The 17,144-nt window shown below is 72.4% G+C and carries 12 protein-coding genes; 6 read left to right on the top strand and 6 right to left on the bottom strand.

Going from position 1 to position 17,144, the window contains the following annotated elements; translation table 11 throughout:
• The first annotated feature begins 149 nt into the window (after positions 1-149).
• Positions 150-1,724, top strand: a complete 1,575-nt coding sequence (locus ABT114_RS23995) for a sugar transferase (RefSeq protein WP_351144896.1) — start codon at positions 150-152, stop codon at positions 1,722-1,724.
• Between the two features lie 117 nt (positions 1,725-1,841).
• Here the strand turns inward: ABT114_RS23995 and ABT114_RS24000 are convergent, their stop codons facing one another.
• The gene (locus tag ABT114_RS24000; protein ID WP_351144897.1) at positions 1,842-2,810 is read right to left on the bottom strand and encodes a GDP-L-fucose synthase family protein; all 969 of its coding nucleotides are present in this window, start codon (positions 2,808-2,810) and stop codon (positions 1,842-1,844) included.
• Between the two features lie 107 nt (positions 2,811-2,917).
• Here ABT114_RS24000 and gmd point away from each other — a divergent pair, with 107 nt between their 5' ends.
• The 4 genes from gmd (at position 2,918) to ABT114_RS24020 (ending at position 9,774) form a co-directional block, all read left to right on the top strand.
• The gene (gene gmd, locus ABT114_RS24005) at positions 2,918-3,931 is read left to right on the top strand and encodes a GDP-mannose 4,6-dehydratase (protein ID WP_351144898.1); all 1,014 of its coding nucleotides are present in this window, start codon (positions 2,918-2,920) and stop codon (positions 3,929-3,931) included.
• On the top strand, positions 3,928-6,729 hold the full coding sequence (locus ABT114_RS24010; RefSeq protein WP_351144899.1) for a CBM96 family carbohydrate-binding protein: 2,802 nt from the start codon (positions 3,928-3,930) through the stop codon (positions 6,727-6,729). The genes gmd and ABT114_RS24010 overlap by 4 nt, the downstream gene beginning before the upstream one ends.
• Before the next feature lie 133 nt (positions 6,730-6,862).
• Positions 6,863-9,100, top strand: coding sequence for a LamG domain-containing protein (locus ABT114_RS24015; RefSeq protein ID WP_351144900.1), 2,238 nt, complete (start codon positions 6,863-6,865; stop codon positions 9,098-9,100).
• A complete protein-coding gene (locus ABT114_RS24020) occupies positions 9,097-9,774 on the top strand; it encodes a hypothetical protein (protein ID WP_351144901.1) in 678 nt (225 codons plus the stop codon). The genes ABT114_RS24015 and ABT114_RS24020 overlap by 4 nt, the downstream gene beginning before the upstream one ends.
• On the opposite strand, the gene ABT114_RS24025 is transcribed toward ABT114_RS24020, so the two are convergent.
• Together ABT114_RS24025 and ABT114_RS24030 are read right to left on the bottom strand one after the other, a co-directional pair.
• Positions 9,737-10,885, bottom strand: a complete 1,149-nt coding sequence (locus ABT114_RS24025; RefSeq protein ID WP_351144902.1) for a glycosyltransferase — start codon at positions 10,883-10,885, stop codon at positions 9,737-9,739. The genes ABT114_RS24020 and ABT114_RS24025 overlap by 38 nt on opposite strands.
• Positions 10,882-11,421: a WcaF family extracellular polysaccharide biosynthesis acetyltransferase gene (locus ABT114_RS24030; protein WP_351144903.1), complete on the bottom strand. Its 540-nt coding sequence runs from the start codon at positions 11,419-11,421 to the stop codon at positions 10,882-10,884. The genes ABT114_RS24025 and ABT114_RS24030 overlap by 4 nt, the downstream gene beginning before the upstream one ends.
• 96 nt (positions 11,422-11,517) lie before the next feature.
• Between ABT114_RS24030 and ABT114_RS24035 the strand changes: the two genes are divergently transcribed.
• The gene (locus ABT114_RS24035; RefSeq protein WP_351144904.1) at positions 11,518-13,002 is read left to right on the top strand and encodes a hypothetical protein; all 1,485 of its coding nucleotides are present in this window, start codon (positions 11,518-11,520) and stop codon (positions 13,000-13,002) included.
• Here the strand turns inward: ABT114_RS24035 and ABT114_RS24040 are convergent.
• From ABT114_RS24040 to ABT114_RS24050, 3 genes are read right to left on the bottom strand one after another with little or no spacing between them, the layout of a single operon-like run.
• On the bottom strand, positions 12,962-14,191 hold the full coding sequence (locus ABT114_RS24040; protein WP_351144905.1) for an MATE family efflux transporter: 1,230 nt from the start codon (positions 14,189-14,191) through the stop codon (positions 12,962-12,964). The genes ABT114_RS24035 and ABT114_RS24040 overlap by 41 nt on opposite strands.
• A 7-nt stretch (positions 14,192-14,198) precedes the next feature.
• Complete coding sequence (locus ABT114_RS24045; protein WP_351144906.1) at positions 14,199-15,836, bottom strand: lipopolysaccharide biosynthesis protein; 1,638 nt, start codon at positions 15,834-15,836, stop codon at positions 14,199-14,201.
• On the bottom strand, positions 15,833-17,062 hold the full coding sequence (locus ABT114_RS24050; protein WP_351145034.1) for a glycosyltransferase: 1,230 nt from the start codon (positions 17,060-17,062) through the stop codon (positions 15,833-15,835). The genes ABT114_RS24045 and ABT114_RS24050 overlap by 4 nt, the downstream gene beginning before the upstream one ends.
• Positions 17,063-17,144 lie beyond the last annotated feature (82 nt).

Here is a 17,144-nt window from a genome sequence, read left to right on the forward strand (position 1 = left end):
GTGAATTCCACGAAAACTCCAGCCAACAACCACAGCTGTGACCTAAGGTCCTCGATCACTTGGCCACATTCGCCCGATGGGGAAGTTCGATGGGCGGCTGCGGCTTGTGACGGCGGCGTATGGCTGGGGGGCACATGCGGGATGTCGGCGTGTCGGAATCCGCTGGGGAACCGGGGGCGGAGACGACCGGGGGACCGGGAGAAGAGAGGAATCGCGCGGGGGCGGGCGGCCCGGACCGGGCGGTCGCGGTCGCGGACGAGGACGGCGCGGCCGGACCGAAGCCGGACCGGGCCGGGCCGAAGGCCCGCACGGGAGACGGAAAGGCCCGCTGGTACCGGCCGCTCACGGTCGTCACCGACGCCTGCGGAATCGGGGTTCCGCTCGCCGCGGCCCTGGAGGCGGACGGACAGGACGTGCCGGTGATCGGCGGCCTGGTCGGCGCCGGCGTGTGGGCGGTCATCCGGACCCTACGACGCCGGTACGCGGCCCAGCGCCTCGGGGAGTCGTGGGGTGTGCTGGCCGCCGTGCGGGACTGGGTGCTGCTGGCCGGGGTCCTGGCGCTGGCGCTGATCCTCTCCGATGTGCAGAACGGGCCTCGGCCCACCCTCGCCCTGGCCTCGCTGATGCCGGGACTGGCGCTGACGGCCACGGTCGCGCCGGTGACCCGGCTGCATCTCAACCGGCAGCGCCGGCAGGCGCGGGCGGTGCGCCGGGCCCTGGTGGTGGGCGAGCCGACCGCCGTGGACCACGTCGTGGGACGGCTCGCCGCCCGCACGGATCACCCGTATGTGGTGGTGGGTGTGGTGCCGGTCGGCTTCCAGTCCCTGGGGTGCGGGATGCCCGCCCCCGGGCGGCTGGCGGCCTTCCCTGCCGACCTCACGCAGGACGCGGATGTCGTCCTGCGGGCCGTGGAGGCCTCCGAGGCGGACGTCGCACTGGTGGCGCCGGGGCCGCTGATGGCCGGCGAACGGCTGCGGCACGTGTCGTGGGCGCTGCACGGCGCCGGACTGCAGCTCGCCGTGGTGCCGGGACTCACGGAGGTCGCCCAGGCCCGGGTACGGCCCACCTCGGCGGCGGGGCTGACGCTGCTGCAGGTGGCGCCGCCCGCGCAGGAGGGCGGGCAGCCGTGGCTGAAGTCGCTCCTCGACCGGGCGGGGGCCACGGTCGGGCTCATACTGCTGGCGCCACTGTTCGGGGCGCTGGCGGTGGCGGTCCGCTGCTCGTCGCCCGGCCCCGTCTTCCATCGGCAGACGCGCTGCGGGCTGGGCGGGGGGCCGTTCACGATGTGGAAGTTCCGCACGATGGTCGTCGACGCGGAGGCCCGCCGGGCCGAGCTCGCCCGGGCCGGGGCCAACCAGCACGACGGGCACATGTTCAAGATGCGCCGCGACCCGCGCGTCACTCGGCTCGGCGGTGCGCTGCGCCGGCTGTCCCTGGACGAGCTGCCGCAGCTCTTCAATGTCCTTCGTGGTGACATGTCCCTGATCGGCCCGCGTCCGCCGCTGCCCGAGGAGGTCGCCCGCTACAACCGCACCGAGCTGCGGCGTCTCTCCGTCAAGCCGGGCATGACCGGGCTGTGGCAGGTCAGCGGGCGCTCCGACCTGTCCTGGGACGAGACGGTGGCGCTCGACCTCTGGTACGTGGACAACTGGTCGGTGGCCACCGACGTGGAGATCATGACCCGCACCCTGCGCGCCGTCGTCGACGGCCGCGGGGCGTACTGAGGGGATCCGCCGATGAGCGGTCACCTCGGTCCGGCGCGGCCCGGGGCACTGTCGTCGTTCTCCCGCACCCGTACCGGAGTGCGGGAGAACGACGACAGTGGCGCGGGAGGAGACCGGTCAGCCGGTCTGCTGCCCCAGCCACCACGCGTACGTCGAGGCGATTCCGTCACGCAGGGCGACGGCGGGCTTGAAGCCGAGCGCGGTCAGCCGGGAGACGTCGAGGAGTTTGCGCGGGGTGCCGTCCGGCTTGCTCGTGTCCCACACGATCTCTCCCTGGTAGCCCGTCACCTCGCGGACGACTGCCGCGAGTTCGCTGATCGGGAGGTCCTCGCCGCAGCCGATGTTGACCGGCCCGTCGGCGTCGTAGCGGTCCAGGAGCAGGGCGCAGGCCGCGGCCACGTCGTCGACGTGCAGGAACTCCCGGCGCGGGGTTCCGGTGCCCCACAGCACGACCTCGGGCGCCCCGGCGGCGCGGGCCTCGTGGAAGCGCCGGATCAGGGCGGGCAGCACATGCGAGGTGGCCAGGTCGAAGTTGTCTCCGGGGCCGTAGAGATTGGTGGGCATGGCGCTGATGTACGCGGCGCCGTACTGGCGGCGGTACGACTGGACCTGGGTGATGCCGGCGATCTTGGCGATGGCGTACGCCTCGTTGGTCGGCTCCAGTGCCCCGGTGAGCAGGGACTCCTCGCGGATCGGCTGCTCGGCGAGCTTCGGGTAGATGCAGGACGAGCCGAGGAAGAGCAGCCGCGGCACCGCGGCACTGTGCGCGCCGGCGATGACGCTCAGCTGTATCCGCAGGTTGTCCTCCAGGAACTGCACCGGGTAGGTGCTGTTGGCCATGATCCCGCCGACCTTGGCGGCGGCCAGCACGACGGCGTCCGGGCGGACGTCGCGCAGAAAGGCCTCGGTCCGCGCGGCGTCGCGCAGATCGAGCTGGTCCCGGCCGCGGGTGAGCACCTCGTGTCCGTCGGCTTCGAGCCGGCGTACCACCGCGGAACCGACCAGGCCGCGATGGCCCGCGACGAACACCCGGGCCGGGCGCGGGAGCAAGGGGGGCGTGGGCTTGGGCGAAGGGTCAGCAGTCATGGCGCGGATTGTGCCAGCGACGACCACACCCAGGGGACGTTCTGCAAGAAGTTGGTCCAATTCATATGAAAACGCGGCCTGTTGTGTCGCGTCAGAGGGGGGTACGAATGGGCAAGTCGGCACTCATCACCGGGGTGACCGGTCAGGACGGCTCGTATCTGGCGGAGCTGTTGCTGGGCAAGGGCTACACCGTGCACGGCCTGATACGCCGGTCGTCGAGCTTCAACACCGAGCGGATCGACCACATCTACCAGGGACCCGACCAGCCGGAGCGATCCTTCGTCCTGCACCACGCGGACCTCTCGGACGGGGTGGCGCTGGTGAACCTGCTGCGGGACCTCAGGCCCGACGAGGTGTACAACCTCGGCGCGCAGTCCCACGTCCGGGTCTCGTTCGACGCGCCGCTGTACACCGGCGACGTGACCGGGCTGAGCGCCATCAGGCTGCTTGAGGCGGTCCGGGCGAGCGGCATCGAGACCCGCCTCTACCAGGCCTCGTCCTCGGAGATGTACGGCTCGACCCCGCCGCCGCAGAACGAGGACACGCCGTTCCATCCGCGCAGCCCGTACGGCTGCGCGAAGGTCTTCGGCTACTGGACGACCGTCAACTACCGCGAGGCGTACGACATGTTCGCGGTCAACGGCATCCTCTTCAACCACGAGTCCCCGCGCCGCGGGGAGACCTTCGTGACCCGCAAGATCACCCGTGCGGTCGCCCGGATCCAGGCCGGCCTGCAGGACCGTCTCTACCTCGGCAACCTCGACGCGGTGCGCGACTGGGGATACGCGCCCGAGTACGTCGAGGCGATGTGGCGCATGCTCCAGCGGGACCAGCCGGACGACTACGTGGTCGCGACCGGTGAGGCGGCCAGCGTACGGCAGTTCCTGGAGGTGGCCTTCGCCCATGTGGGTCTGGACTGGACCCAGTTCGTGCGTTACGACCCCAAGTACGAGCGCCCGAGCGAGGTCGACGCGCTGATCGGGGACGCCTCCAAGGCGGAGGAGCTGCTGGGCTGGAAACCCTCGGTGAAGGTGGGCGAGCTGGCCCGGATCATGGTCGACGCCGATGTGCGCAAGCTGGAGAACGAGCTGGCCGGCGCCTCGGTCCGGGTGGACAGATGAGACGCGCCCGCCGCGCCCTCGGCGGCGCGCTCGGCTCCGTACTCGCCCTGACCGCCGGGCTGCTCGGCGGTGCGGTGGCCACGGCTCCGCAGGCCGCCGCTGTCACCTCGCCGGTGGCGTTCACCGCCGACGACCTGTCGACGTATCAGACCAACGGCATCGTGTGGTCGCTGGCCGAGGCGAACGGCGTGGTCTTCGCCGGCGGCACCTTCTCCGCCATCCGGCCGCCGGGCTCGGCGGCCGGCTCGGGCGAGACGTCCGCCGTCAACTTCGCGGCGTTCAACGCGGCGACGGGGGCGCCGACCTCGTGCAGCCTGTCGTTCACCCGGACCTCCGGCACCGCCACCGTACGGGCCCTGGCCGTGTCGCCGGACAAGAAGACGCTGTACGCGGGCGGCTACTTCACCTCGGCGGGCTCGGTCAGCGGACTCAACGGCCTGGCCGCGATCGACATCGCCACCTGCACCGTCAAGTCGGCCTTCAACCCCGCCTTCAACTCGACCGTACGGGCGATCGACGTGTCCCCGGACGGCAACACCGTCTATGTGGGCGGCGACTTCACCACCGCGCGCGGCACCGCCCGCGCCAGGTTCGCCGCGCTCACCACGGCCGGGGCGCTGACCTCCTGGACCGCCGACGCCGATCTGTCGGGCCGCGCGATCCAGGTCACGCAGGACGGCAGCCAGGTGGTCCTGGCCGGTGACTTCACCACGGTCGACGGCCAGGACTCGCACGCCCTCGCCGTGGTCTCCGCCTCGGACGCCTCGCTGACCAAGACCTACCCGAGCGGCTTCGTCCCCGCCACCGCCGTCATCAAGGACCTGGTCACCGACGGCACCGGGGTCTATGCGGCCGGCGAAGGCATGGGCGGCGCCTCCTTCGACGGGCGCCTCGCGCTGAACACCGGCGACTGGAGCGAGCGCTGGCGGGACACCTGCCAGGGCGCCGACCAGGCGCTGGTGGTCTACCAGAGCGTGCTCTACGCCGGCAACCACAACCACGACTGCTCCAGCATGGGCGAGTTCGCCAACGTCGAGCGCAAGCACTTCACCGCCGAGTCGGTGGACGACCCGACGCTGCTCCCCTGGTTCCCCGACACCAACGAGGGCACCGGCGAGCAGCTCGGCCCGCGCGCGCTGACGCTCTCCGACACGAGCGCCGGAACGTATCTGTGGGCGTCCGGCGAGTTCACCACCGTCAACGGCGTCGCCCAGCAGAGCCTGACCCGGTTCGGCACCGACACCGCCAACAGTGACGCACCGTCGACTCCGGTCGCCTGGGCGACGAGTGAGGGTCCGGGGGCGATCAAGGTGCGCTGGCAGGCCAGCGAGGACCTGGACGACGGCCTGCTCACCTACAACGTCTACCGCAACGGCTCGGCCACGCCGATCCACACCACGACCGGCTACTCGCTGCCCTGGTCCCGCCCGCAGCTCGCCTTCACCGACACCTCGGTGGTCGCGGGCACCACGTACTCGTACCGGATCACGGCGAGCGACGGCACCCACACCACCGCCCTGTCCACCGCCCGTACCGCCACCGCGGCCACGGCCACCACCGCGTACGCCGAGCAGGTGCGGTCCGACGGGGCCGAGCTGTACTGGCGCTACGACGAGACCTCCGGGGTCCTCGCCTCGGACAGCAGCGGCTCCGACGACAGCGGCGTCTACGTGAGCACGCCGACCTACGCCCAGTCCGGCGCGGTGCCGGGCGCGAGCACGGCGGTCACGCTCAACGGCAGCTCCGAGTACGTCTACAGCGACCAGCGGCACGACGCGCCGACGACGTACAGCGAGGAGACCTGGATCAGGACCACGACCACCACCGGCGGCCGGATCCTGGGCTTCGGCGACAACATCGGCTCCGGGACCTACCAGAGCCGCTCGGCCGACAAGGCCGTCTACATGACCGACGACGGCCGCCTCGCCTTCGGCACGGGCGGCGGCGGGGGCGGTCCCGGCGGCGGAGGCGGGGGCACCCGTACGGTCGTGGAGTCCACGGCCGCGTACAACGACGGCGCCTGGCACCACGTCGTGGCCACCCAGGGCGCCGACGGCATCACCCTGTACGTGGACGGGGCAGCCGTCGGCAGCAACACCGCGCCCGCGTCGCTGAGCTACAGCGGCTACTGGCGGGTCGGCGGGGACAGCCTCAGCGGCTGGACCGACAACCCGACCAGCGCGTACTTCGCGGGCACGGTGGACGAGACGGCCATCTACCCGACCGCGCTCACCGCCGATCAGGTCGCCGGGCACTACGCGCTCGGCACCGGTGCGGGCGGTGGCGGGGGCGAGGAGTCCTCCGTCACGCTCACGGCGACCGAGGACTCGTACGTCAACGGCTCGGCGACGGGCACCAACTACGGGACGGCGACGTCGCTCGCGGTACGCGGCAGCGCCGCGTACCTCAGCTATCTGCGCTTCGAGCTGCCGGCCGCACCCAGCGGTACGGAGCTGACGGGCGCGGTGCTGCGGCTGCGGACCACCTCGCTGTCGACGGCCGGGTCGGCCGACTCGTTCGACGTGGTGCCGGTGACCGGGGACTGGACCGAGGCGGGGGTCACCTACGCGAACCGGCCGGCTCTGTCCTCGACCGTGCTGGGCACGCTGGCCGCGCCCAACGCGGTGTCGACGGACTACGAAGTGACCCTCAACCCGGGCCAGTTGAGTGCTCTGCTCGGGTCGTCGTCGTCGGTGGCGCTGACCAGTACGGGCGCGGACGCGCTGTGGCTGTGGTCGAGCGAGGTCGGCACCGAGGACTACCGGCCCCAGCTCGTGCTCACGTTCAGCCCCTCCTGAGTCCCTCCGCAGACTGCCGGGCGGTCCGGCCACCCCTCCCCCGGGCCGCCCGGCTCCTCCGTAGCACCACACGCTCATGTCGCACGTATCGCAAGGAGAACCAATGCACCGCAGATCCACGCACCCGAGACCCATGAGCCGCAGATCCAGACCCCGCCGGAGCCTCGCCGCGCTGGCGCTCGCTCTGGCCGCTCCCCTGCTGAGCGTCCCGCTCGCCGCTCCCGACGCGGCCGCCCTCACCCCGCCGGTGGCCCTGACCGCCGACGACCTGACCACCTGGCAGACCAACGGCGTCGTGTACGCGCTCGCCCAGGCCGGCGGGGAGGTGTTCGCCGGGGGCACCTTCTCGGCGATCCGGCCCTCCGGCGCGGCCGCCGGGGCAGACACCGAGCAGTCCGCGGTGAACTTCGCGGCGTTCGACGCGGCGACCGGCGCACCCACCGGCTGCTCCCTGTCGTTCACGGTCGGCGACGGCACCGCGACCGTCCGGGCGCTGGCGGTCTCGCCGGACGGACAGACCCTGTACGCGGGCGGGTACTTCGGCGCGGTCAACGGGGTCGGGGTGAACAGCCTGGCCGCGATCGACATCGACACGTGCACGCCCCGCGCGGACTTCCATCCGGCGGTGGCCGCCACCGTGCGGGCGCTGGCCGTCACGGACTCCACGGTGTACCTCGGAGGGGACTTCTCCACCGTCAACGGCGAGACCCGCGAGCGGTTCGCCGCCATCGACACGGCCGGGGCGCTGACCGCCTGGACGGCGAACGCGGACGAACCCGGGCGGGCGGTCGAGGTCACCGCGGACGGGCAGCATGTCGTGGTGGGCGGCGACTTCTTCACCGTCAACGGCAGCGACTCGCACGCGCTGGCCGTCACGGACGCCACGACGGGCGCGGTGACGAAGGCGTACCCGAGGGGCTTCTTCCCGGACACCTCCGTCGTCAAGGACATCACCGCCGACGCCACGGGCGTGTACACGGCGAGCGAGGGCACCGGCGGCGGGGTCTTCGACGGGCGTACGGCCTTCGAACCGGACACCTTCGCGCAGCGCTGGCGCGACACCTGCCTGGGCGCCACCCAGGCCCTGCAGCTGTACCAGGGCCTCATCTACAGCGCGTCGCACGCCCACGACTGCTCCTCGATGAACGAGTTCCCGGACGGGCAGCGCCACCATCTGCTCGCCGAGGGCACGTCCGACCCGACGTTCGTGGGCTGGGCCCCGGACACCAACGACGGCATCGGCGAGGGCATCGGGCCGCGCGTGTTCACCCTGGCCCCGTCCGGGGGCACGGACTACCTCTGGGTGGGCGGCGAGTTCACCACCGTCAACGGCACCGCCCAGCAGTCCCTGACCCGGGTGTCCTCGGGCCCGGACACCGGGGCGCCGACCGTCCCGCAGGTCAAGGTGGAGAGCGTCGAGGCGGGGCAGGTCGCGGTGCACTGGCGCTCCAGCTACGACACCGACGACAGCGCCCTGACCTACCGTGTCTTCAAGGACGGGGCGACCACCCCGGTGTACACGGTGAGCGGCACCTCGCTGCCCTGGTCCCGCCCCCAGCTCACCTGGACGGACACGAGCGTCGCGGCGGGCGAGACCCACTCCTACCGGATCAGTGCCTCGGACGGGACGAACACGACGTCCAAGTCCACCGCCCAGTCGGTGACCGTGGCGAGCGCGTCGGACAGCTACGCGTCGGCCGTCCGCGGGGACGGTGCCTCGCTGTACTGGCGGTTCAACGAGACCTCGAACCCGTACGCCGCCGACAGCTCCGCCGGGGACGACAGCGGCGTCCACTGGAACGCGCCCGCCCAGGCCGTCGCGGACGGGGCCGCCAAGTCCGGCTCCTCGGTGCGCTACACGGGCTCGTCGAGCCAGTGGACGTACAGCGACAAGGTGCACAGCACCCCGTCCGCCTATTCGCTGGAGCTGTGGTTCAAGACCACCAGCACCACCGGCGGCAAGCTCATCGGCTTCGCCAACAAGGTGCAGCTGACGTCCACGGTCTATGACAAGCACATCTACATGACCAACAACGGGCGGCTCGTCTTCGGCGTCTACCCGGGCGCGGTCAGGACCATCACCACGACCCAGTCGTTCAACGACGGTGCCTGGCACCATGTGGTCGCCACCGAGGGCGGCAACGGCATCAGGCTGTACGTGGACGGGACACTGCGCACGTCCAACGCCTTCGTCACCGGCAGCCAGCAGTCCAGTGGGTACTGGAGGGTCGGGGGCGACAACCTGGACTCCTGGACCAATGTGCCGTCGAGCCGGTTCTACACCGGGCTGATCGACGAAGTCGCGGTGTACAACACCGTCTTGACGGCCAGTCAGGTCGCCTCGCACTACTCGCTGGGGACGGCCTCATGAGGCGTGGCGCCCTGGCGGCGCTGCTGCTCCTGCCCCTGCTCGCCGCGTGCGGCAGCGGGGGCGGGCAGCACACCGAGGCGGCCGGGAGCACTCCGCACCCGGCCGCCTCGGCGGCGCCCTCTCCGTCATCGTCCGGATCGTCTCCGTCCGGCTCGTCGTCCGTGGCGGCCCAGTCGTCCGAGGGCTCCTCCGAGGTCTCCTCTCAGGGCTCCTCCCTGGGCCCGAAGGACACCGTTCCCGACGACCAGCTCACCCCGGCCACAGGGTCGTTCACCAAGAAGGAGAAGAAGTACCTGTCCGGGCGCGTCCCCAAGGGGACCGATCCGGCGGCGATCCTGCAGGCCGGTCAGGAGACCTGCGACCGGCTCGCGGCCACGGCGAAGATCGACCGGGACGCGGTGGTGGGCGCGATCGTCGCGGGCGAGATCGCGGGGGCCGAGGACGCGGTGAACGGCCTGTGCCCGGACCTCAAGTCACTCGTCCAGGACGCCGAGGGCGGGTACGGGGACGGCACGCACAGCGATCCCGCACCCGGCACCTACCGCGCCCTGACCCCGACGAAGGACTGCTCGTGGTCCCTCGACGGAACATCCGGCACCAAGCACACGATCACCGTCAAGAAGGGCACCAGGACCTTCACGTCCAACGGGTGTTACGCCTGGGGCCGGGTCTGAGCACAGAGCCGTACAGCGTGTGGAGGCGGTCGGCGACCGCCTCCAGCGAGAAGGACGTACGGGACAGCTGCCAGGCCGCCTCGGAGGCGGTGTCATGGGCGGCGGGATCGAGGAGGGCGAGGATCTCGGCGGCCAGGGCCTCCGGGGTCCTGGCCACCCGCCCCGCCCCCGAGCGGCCGAGGTCGTCGGCCAGGCCGTTGGTCGGGGTCACCACCGACGGGACGCCCACCGACAGCGCCTCCAGGACGGACATCGGGAACGGCTCGTCCACCGACGGCAGGACGTGCACATGGGTTCTGCGCAGTTCGCCGAGGACGGCGCCCGGAGCGAGGGTGCCGAGGTAGTCGACGGAATCGGACACGCCCAGGGACTCGGCGAGCTTCAGCGCCGTGCCGAGTTCCCCCTCGTCGGCCCCGGCCAGCACGAAACGGGCGTCGGGGTGGTGGCGCAGCACCTCGGGGGCGGCGGCGACGAAGTCCGCCGGGCGCTTGCGGGCCTGCATCCGGGCCAAGTAGAGCAGGCGGGGCGGCCCGTCGGGGCGGGGACGGCGGTCCTGTGCGGGCACACCGTTGACGAGTCGCATGCCGTTGCCGGGGTCCTCACCGCCCAGCACCTTGTTCAGGGCCCCGCGTTCGTACGACGTGAGGTGCAGGACGGCGTCCGCGCGGCGCAGTACCCGGCGCACGGCGACGGCGTCGAGCAGCTTGGCCAGCGCCTTGTCACTGGGGTCGACCATGCCGTGCGTCTGGACCACCAGCGGGCGGCCCGCGCTCAGGGCGGCCAGCGCGACCGGCAGGGTCACCAGGTCGCGGGCGAGGTGGACATGGACGACGTCGGCCTCGCGGACCAGACGGCGGGCGCCGGCGAGCAGGGCCGGTGAGGTGATCCCGCTGAAGCCGGCGCCGGGCAGGACCCGGCGGGCGGGGTAGAGCCGGGCGGGCCGGCCGTCCACGTCGGCCGGGAGCGGCCCGTCGAAGCCGGAGCCGAGCGCGACGATCCGGGTCTCCACGCCCCGCGCGGCGAGCCCCCCGGTCAGATTGACGGCGACCCGGACCGGACCGCCGAAGGCCTGGGTGGGTGTGTGCAGGGTGACGGCGTGCAGCGCTCTCACGGGGTGGGCTCCTTCAGCGCTCGTGTGCCCGATGCCGTGTGCAGAGTCAGTTCGGGCAGGTCGTGTCCCAGCACCGTGCCCGCGGCGACCACCGCGTGCCGGCCCACCGTCACCCCCGCCAGCACCGTCGCCCGCGCCGCGATCCATGCCCCGTCCTCGATCCGGACGGGCGCGTTGCGGTAGCGGAAGTCGGTGGTGCGGTGGTCGTGGCTGCCGGCGCACAGCAACGCCTCCTGGGAGAGGCACACATGGGAGCCGATGGTGATCGGTTCGAGGTTGAGCAGCCAGGCGCCCTCACCGATCCAGGTGTGGTCGCCGACGCTGAGCTTCCATGGCCACAGCACCCGCACCCGGTGCCTGATCAGCACGCCTTCGCCGATCCGCGCCCCGAAGGCCCGCAGCAGGGCGACGCGCAGCCGGGCCGGGCAGAACCACGCCATGAACAGCGTGTTCATCACACAGAACCAGAGCGCCTGGATCGCGATCCCGCGCCCCTTGTCGTATCCGGACAGCGTGAACGTCCGTAGATCGCGCAAGAGTTACCCCCCTCAGACGTGATCCAGCCTACGGATTCCGCACCCCTTTCGCACACAAATCCGTAGACTCTGTGAACGAACAATGGAGGGGGATTTATGGCGGCGGGAACACCGACTGTCGTATCACCGCCGCACGCCAACCCGACGGCCGTGCTGCGGAGTTCACCGCGGGGCGCGCTGCGGCGTGTGCTGGCGTTGCCGTTGGTGCTGAGCCTGACCGTGTTGATGCCCGCCTTCGTCGCGTTGCAGCCGGGCGCGGGCCTGCGCGACCAGGCGTTCTGGCTCCAGCTGGTCCTCACCGTGTACGCGGGCACCCGGCTGTCCGCGATGATCCTCGGCCGGCATCGCAAGCTGCTCCAGGGCACGTTCTGGCTGTTCGTCTACATGGCGATGGGCATCGCGCCGCTCGCGCAGGACGTGGTGGGCAAGACCCCGGTGCCGGTGGCGGGTTCGCGGTCCGACCTGGCGCTGGCGGTGGCGCTGGTGCTGGTGGCGTGCGCGGCCTTCGACGTGGGGGCGCTGCTGGTGCGGCCGGGCGCGCGGCCGACGGCCCGTACGGCGTTCCGGCCCGCGATGGTCTCGCGCCGGCGGCTGGCCGTCCTCGTGGCGGTGGCGTTCACGGGGAGCGGGCTGTTCATCCTGAAGCTCGGCGGGCTCGCGGTGTTCTTCGCGAGCCGGATGGAGATCACCGAGTCGATCGAGAACAGCGGGGTGTCCAGCGCCGGCTCGCAGGCCGGTACGGCGATCCTGCGCGGCTTCGGCACGGTGCCGGCACTGCTCGCGCTGATGGTGGCGACCCGCTGGCTGATCACCTCGCCACGAGCGCGCAGCCGGCCGCTGCCGTGGATCACCCTGGTCGCGCTCGTAGGGCTGAACGCGATCGTCAACAACCCGATCTCGAACCCCCGTTACTGGTTCCTGACCGTCCTGCTCGCCCTGCTGTTCACGGTGTTCCCGCAGAGTCCGACGATGTACCGGGCGGCGCTGTCCCTGGGCGTCGCGGCGGCCGTGCTGATCTTCCCGTTCGCGGACAAGTTCCGCTACGACGCGGCCAACACCCGCACCACGGAGACGACCTCGGTGCTCGACCCGCTGGTGCTCAAGGACTACGACCAGATGACGATGTTCGCCAACACCCTCACCTACGCGGACGCGGGCAACGGCCACACCTACGGCCGCCAGCTGGCCGGCTCCGTACTGTTCTTCGTGCCCCGGTCGGTGTGGACGGAGAAACCGAAGGACACCGGGGTGCTGGTGAGCGAGTGGATGGCGGCCACGAACACCAACCGCTCCTCGCCCCTGTGGACCGAACTCTGGCTGGACTTCGGACCGTTGGGCATGGTGGCCGGGTTCGGGCTGATCGGCTGGGCGTCGGCCCGGGTCGACCGGCGCTATGCGCACGCCGTGACGCGGCCCGGCCCGGCGAGCATCCTCACCCTCGCCGTACCGCTCGTGGCCGGCTACTCCTTCATCCTGCTGAGGGGGCCGCTGCTGCAGGCCTCCGGACGGGTCGCCGTCGGGATGATGTGCCTGGCACTGATCACGACGCTACGCCCGGAGCGGTGGCGGCAGTTGCGCTGACCGCCCCCGTCCCCTCGGGCGTCCGGGCGGCCCACACCCACGCGGCCGCCCCCTTCAGCACCGAGCCGAGGCACAGACCCCAGGCGGCACCCGCGACGCCGGTCCACGCGTAGCCGGCGAGCAGCAGCCCGGCCGACACCGGCGAGAACACCAGCTGCACGGGCAGGGTGGCGCGTGGGGAGAGCACCCGCAGGGCGAGCAGCCCGCACACGCCGAAAGCCATCGCCGCGTACTGGGCGCCGGTCGCGGGCAGGACCCCGGCGGCCGACTCCCAGGTGTCGCCCAGGAGCTGGCTGCCCCAGCGCGCGGGCAGCGCGTACAGGACGGCGGCCCAGCCGGCGGCGACGGCGGCGAGGCCGGTGCCCGCGAGGAACGCGGCCCGGCGGGGCGCGTGATGGCGGTTGAGCAGGGGCGGGCCGAAGCCGGTGGCCGCGTTGAAGGCCACGTTGAGCGGCCCGAACAAAGTGGTCGCACCGCGCAGCGCGCCCACCGCGAGAGGCGTCGCGAAGAGGCCGAGGGCCAGCACGGCGAGCTGGCTGGTGGCGTTGCCGACACCGAACTCGACCAGGAAGCGGCGGCCCAGGTGGCCGCGTACGACGTAGCGCCTGAGGTCGATGCGCGCGCCCGACACATGCGGCCGCAGCAGTGCCAGGGCCAGCAGCAGGGCGGGCAGCGCGGACAAGCCCCAGACCAGCGTCGTACGGGCCGCGGAGGAGCCGTCCGGCTGCACGGCCAGGGCGGGCAGTACGGCGGCCAGCCGCAACAGGTCGGTCAGCAACGCGTACTGGGGTTTGCGCAGGACCGAGAAGCAGTACCGCAGGGTGTCCTGGGTGAGGGTGACCGGCAGCACGAGGCCGAGCGCCGCGTACACCGCCGCGTCCGCCGTCGCCGTCGCCGCTCCCCCGGCGAGCAGCACGCCCAGCACGGTCGAGGCGCACGCGGTGAACGCGGGCGCGCTGCGGCAGACCTGCCGCAGGGTGTCCGGCTCGCCGCGGTGCAGGACGAGTTCCTGCCCGACGTACGCCCCGAAACCGCCGAGGAGCACGCTGAACACCACGTACGCCGTGGCGAACAGGGCGAAGGTGTCGGCCTCGCCGTGCCGGGCGACCAAGACCAGGACGGCGATGTTGGTGAGCGCGCTCACCGCCTGGTCGAGGACGGAGCACAGGAGCGCCGTGCGCGCCCTCACGCGACTCTCACCGGGTGCCCGAGGACAGGGTGTCGCGGGTGACCGGCTGGGCGGGGAGCACGGGTTCCGGCCCCGGTGCGGCGGTGCTGGGGCCCTCCCGGCGGCGGGCCTTGCGCTGCCGTCCGGCCGGGTGCAGGACCGCGCCGAGGACCTGCCCGCCGGCCCCGTCGATGAGCTCGCGGATGCGTTCCAGGGCGGTACGGGCAACGGTGCGCGGATCGCACACCACGACCACGCCGTCGACCCGGTCGACCAGGGCGAGCGCGTCGGCGTAGGAGAGGACGGGCGGGGCGAGGACCACGACCGTGGTGTTCGGCGCGTCCGCCTGGTCGATGAGACGGGTGGTGGCCGCGGAGGTGAGGGTGCGGGCCACGTGCGGCACGCGGGTGCCGGGGACGAGTTCGAAGGTGCCGGACTCGCCCGCGTCCACGACGATGTGCCGGCCGCCGGGCCATGGAATGCCATCCGCCTGCCCGTTCGCCCATCCGGGCCCCCGGGCTCCCGGCGCCTGAGGCAGCCGGTCGGCGAGGTCGGGGTGGCGCAGGTCGGCCTCGACGAGCAGGGCCGACATGCCGGTCTCGGCGAAGCAGGCGGTCAGGTTGACGGCGACGGACGCGGCCGTGGCCCCCTCGCCGCCGGGTTCGACCACCAGCAGCCGGCGGCGGTCGGCGAAGTGCCGGTCGTAGGCGAGCCGGAAGGCCACCGAGCGGTACTGCTCGGCAAGGTTGCCGTCCGCCCGCCCGGCCGCGAGCAGCGGCCCGTCGGGAACCCGGGGCAGACTGCCCAGCACCGGCGCGCGCAGGGCGCGGGCGACGGTCTCGGCCGAGCGCGCCGCCGGGTCGAAGATCATCCGTAGCCAGGCGCCGAGCAGTCCCAGGGCCAGGCCGACCACCCCGCCGAGCGCGATCAGCATCGGCGTGCCCAGCCCCTCCGCCTCGGTGGGCCGCTCGGCGGTGACCGTGACGTAGCCGGGGGTGGTGTCCAGGGCCTTCAGTTCGCTGATGTCGTTGGTGAGTTCGGTGATCTGGCTGAGCAGGTTGGCCTGCGCGGCCAGTGCGGTGCCCTTCTCGGTGTCGTCCTGGAGCCGGTCGATCTGGTCGAGCAGGTTCTCGCGCTGCTGGGCGAGCGGGTCGAGCTGGTTCTTGTAGCCGGCGATCATCTTGGCGACCGTGCCGGTGGTCAGCGTCTCGCGGTAGTCGAGGTAGGCACGCGCGAACGCGTTGGCGCCCTGGGCGGCCTCCTTCGGGGTGTCGCCGACGTAGGTGAACTTCAGGACCAGCGTGTCGGACGGGTTGGTGACCTGGAGGTGGCGCTGCAGGTCACCGATGTCGGCGGCGCTCGCGCCCAGCTTCTTGGCGGCCCGCTCGGCCACGGCGTTGCCGGCGGCCGTCTGCCGCTCGCTGCCGATGTTGATCTGCTTGTCGACGGCGACACCGTTGGTCGCGTACGGGTTGATGGTCGCCGCCCGGACCAGGACCTCGCTGGAGGACTCGTACGTCGCCGACGTCCCGTAGGCGAACCAGCCCCCGGCGAGCAGTCCGGCGAGCAGTCCGCCGGCGATCAGGACACGGTGCCGCACGATCTGCTGGACCTGATCGCGCAGGAGCTCCGGTTCGTCCTGCTGCCCGTGTGCCTCTTCGTTCATGTGCGTCGTACCCCTTCGTGCACGGTGGTGCCCCTGTCCAGTACCTCGGCGAGCAGGTCGTCCAGCCGGCCGAGTCCGGCCGCGCGGCTGAGCCGTTCGTCCACGTACGCGGGGCCATGGGCCCCGAGCCGGTCGGCCGCCCCGGGATCGGCCGCCAGCTCCCGTACGGCGTTCAGCAGTGCCGCGGGGTCCTCGGGCGGGACCAGGACGCCCGCACCCGAGCGGCGTACCTCGTCGGCCGTACCGCCCTCGGCGGCGACGGACGCGAGCACCGGCCGCCCGGCGGCGAAGTACGACGTGAGCTTGGACGGCACGCTCATGTCGAGGACGGACGCCCGCTGGGTGACCGCGAGGACGTCCGCGGCGGCGAGGACGTCCGGGAAGTCGGCGGTCTCGGCGGCCGGCAGGAAGCGGAGGTTGGGCACGGAACGGGCGCGCTCCTCGAGTGCCGTCCGCTGGTTTCCGTCCCCCATCAGGACGAAGTCCACCTCGGGGTCGAGCCGGGCCGCGTCGACGAGCACCTCCAGGCCCTGCTTGAGGCCCATGTTCCCGGAATGCAGGACGACCTGGCGGCCCTCGGGCCAGCCGAGCCGGGCCCGGGTCTCACCGCGCGGGCGCGAAGGGCGTTCCACGTGGGACCAGTTGGGGACGAGCCGGATGCGGGACGGGTCGACACCCAAGGCCTCGACGCGCGGCCGGAAGGTGTCGTGGATGACGCCGACGAGCGCCGCCCGGCCGAGCGCGTACCGTTCGGCCCGCGCGGCCACGGCGGCCGCCTTGTCGCCACCGCTGATCCCGCTCTGCGCGGCCGCCGCCCCCATCAGGTCCTGCACGACGGGCACGAACGGCACCCGGTGGCGGTGGGCGATACGGGCCGCGGCCACCGCGCCGGCGAGGCTGGGCAGCTGCGCGACGACCGCGTGCGGGCGGGGCATGCGGGGCGGCGCGGCGAGCTGGTGGCACAGCAGTGAGGCCTCGAACAGGGCCCGGCGCAGGGCGGTCTGCCGTGCGGGCACGGTGTGCCTTCGCCGGTGCACGGTCACCCCTCCCCGCGACTCCCGCGCGCGCCAGCGGCCCGCGTAGTCCGGGTCGAGGCGCCAGGACGGGTAGTGCGGCATGCCCGCGAGGACATGGATGTCGGCGCCGCGCGCGGCCCAGTGCTCGGCGAGCTGCGTGGCGTACGGGCCGATGCCCGTGTGTTCGGGCGCGTAGTTGGTGGACACCAGCAGCAGACAGCGGCCGGTGAGAGTGTCGTGCTCGATACGGGCATGCGTGGGCTCAACTCCGGTCAACGCCGGTCCCCTTCCC

Origin of the sequence: Streptomyces sp. NPDC002088, from assembly GCF_040296605.1 — a bacterium.
GTDB lineage: Bacteria > Actinomycetota > Actinomycetes > Streptomycetales > Streptomycetaceae > Streptomyces.

Excerpts from the sequence above, each read along its gene's own strand:
- ABT114_RS24000 (WP_351144897.1), bottom strand. The coding sequence starts at position 2,810 with ATGACTGCTGACCCTTCGCCCAAGCCCACGCCCCCCTTGCTCCCGCGC.
- ABT114_RS24015 (WP_351144900.1), top strand. The coding sequence starts at position 6,863 with ATGAGCCGCAGATCCAGACCCCGCCGGAGCCTCGCCGCGCTGGCGCTC.
- ABT114_RS24020 (WP_351144901.1), top strand. The coding sequence starts at position 9,097 with ATGAGGCGTGGCGCCCTGGCGGCGCTGCTGCTCCTGCCCCTGCTCGCC.
- ABT114_RS24035 (WP_351144904.1), top strand. The coding sequence starts at position 11,518 with ATGGCGGCGGGAACACCGACTGTCGTATCACCGCCGCACGCCAACCCG.
- gmd (WP_351144898.1), top strand. The coding sequence starts at position 2,918 with ATGGGCAAGTCGGCACTCATCACCGGGGTGACCGGTCAGGACGGCTCG.
- ABT114_RS24010 (WP_351144899.1), top strand. The coding sequence starts at position 3,928 with ATGAGACGCGCCCGCCGCGCCCTCGGCGGCGCGCTCGGCTCCGTACTC.
- ABT114_RS24045 (WP_351144906.1), bottom strand. The coding sequence starts at position 15,836 with ATGAACGAAGAGGCACACGGGCAGCAGGACGAACCGGAGCTCCTGCGC.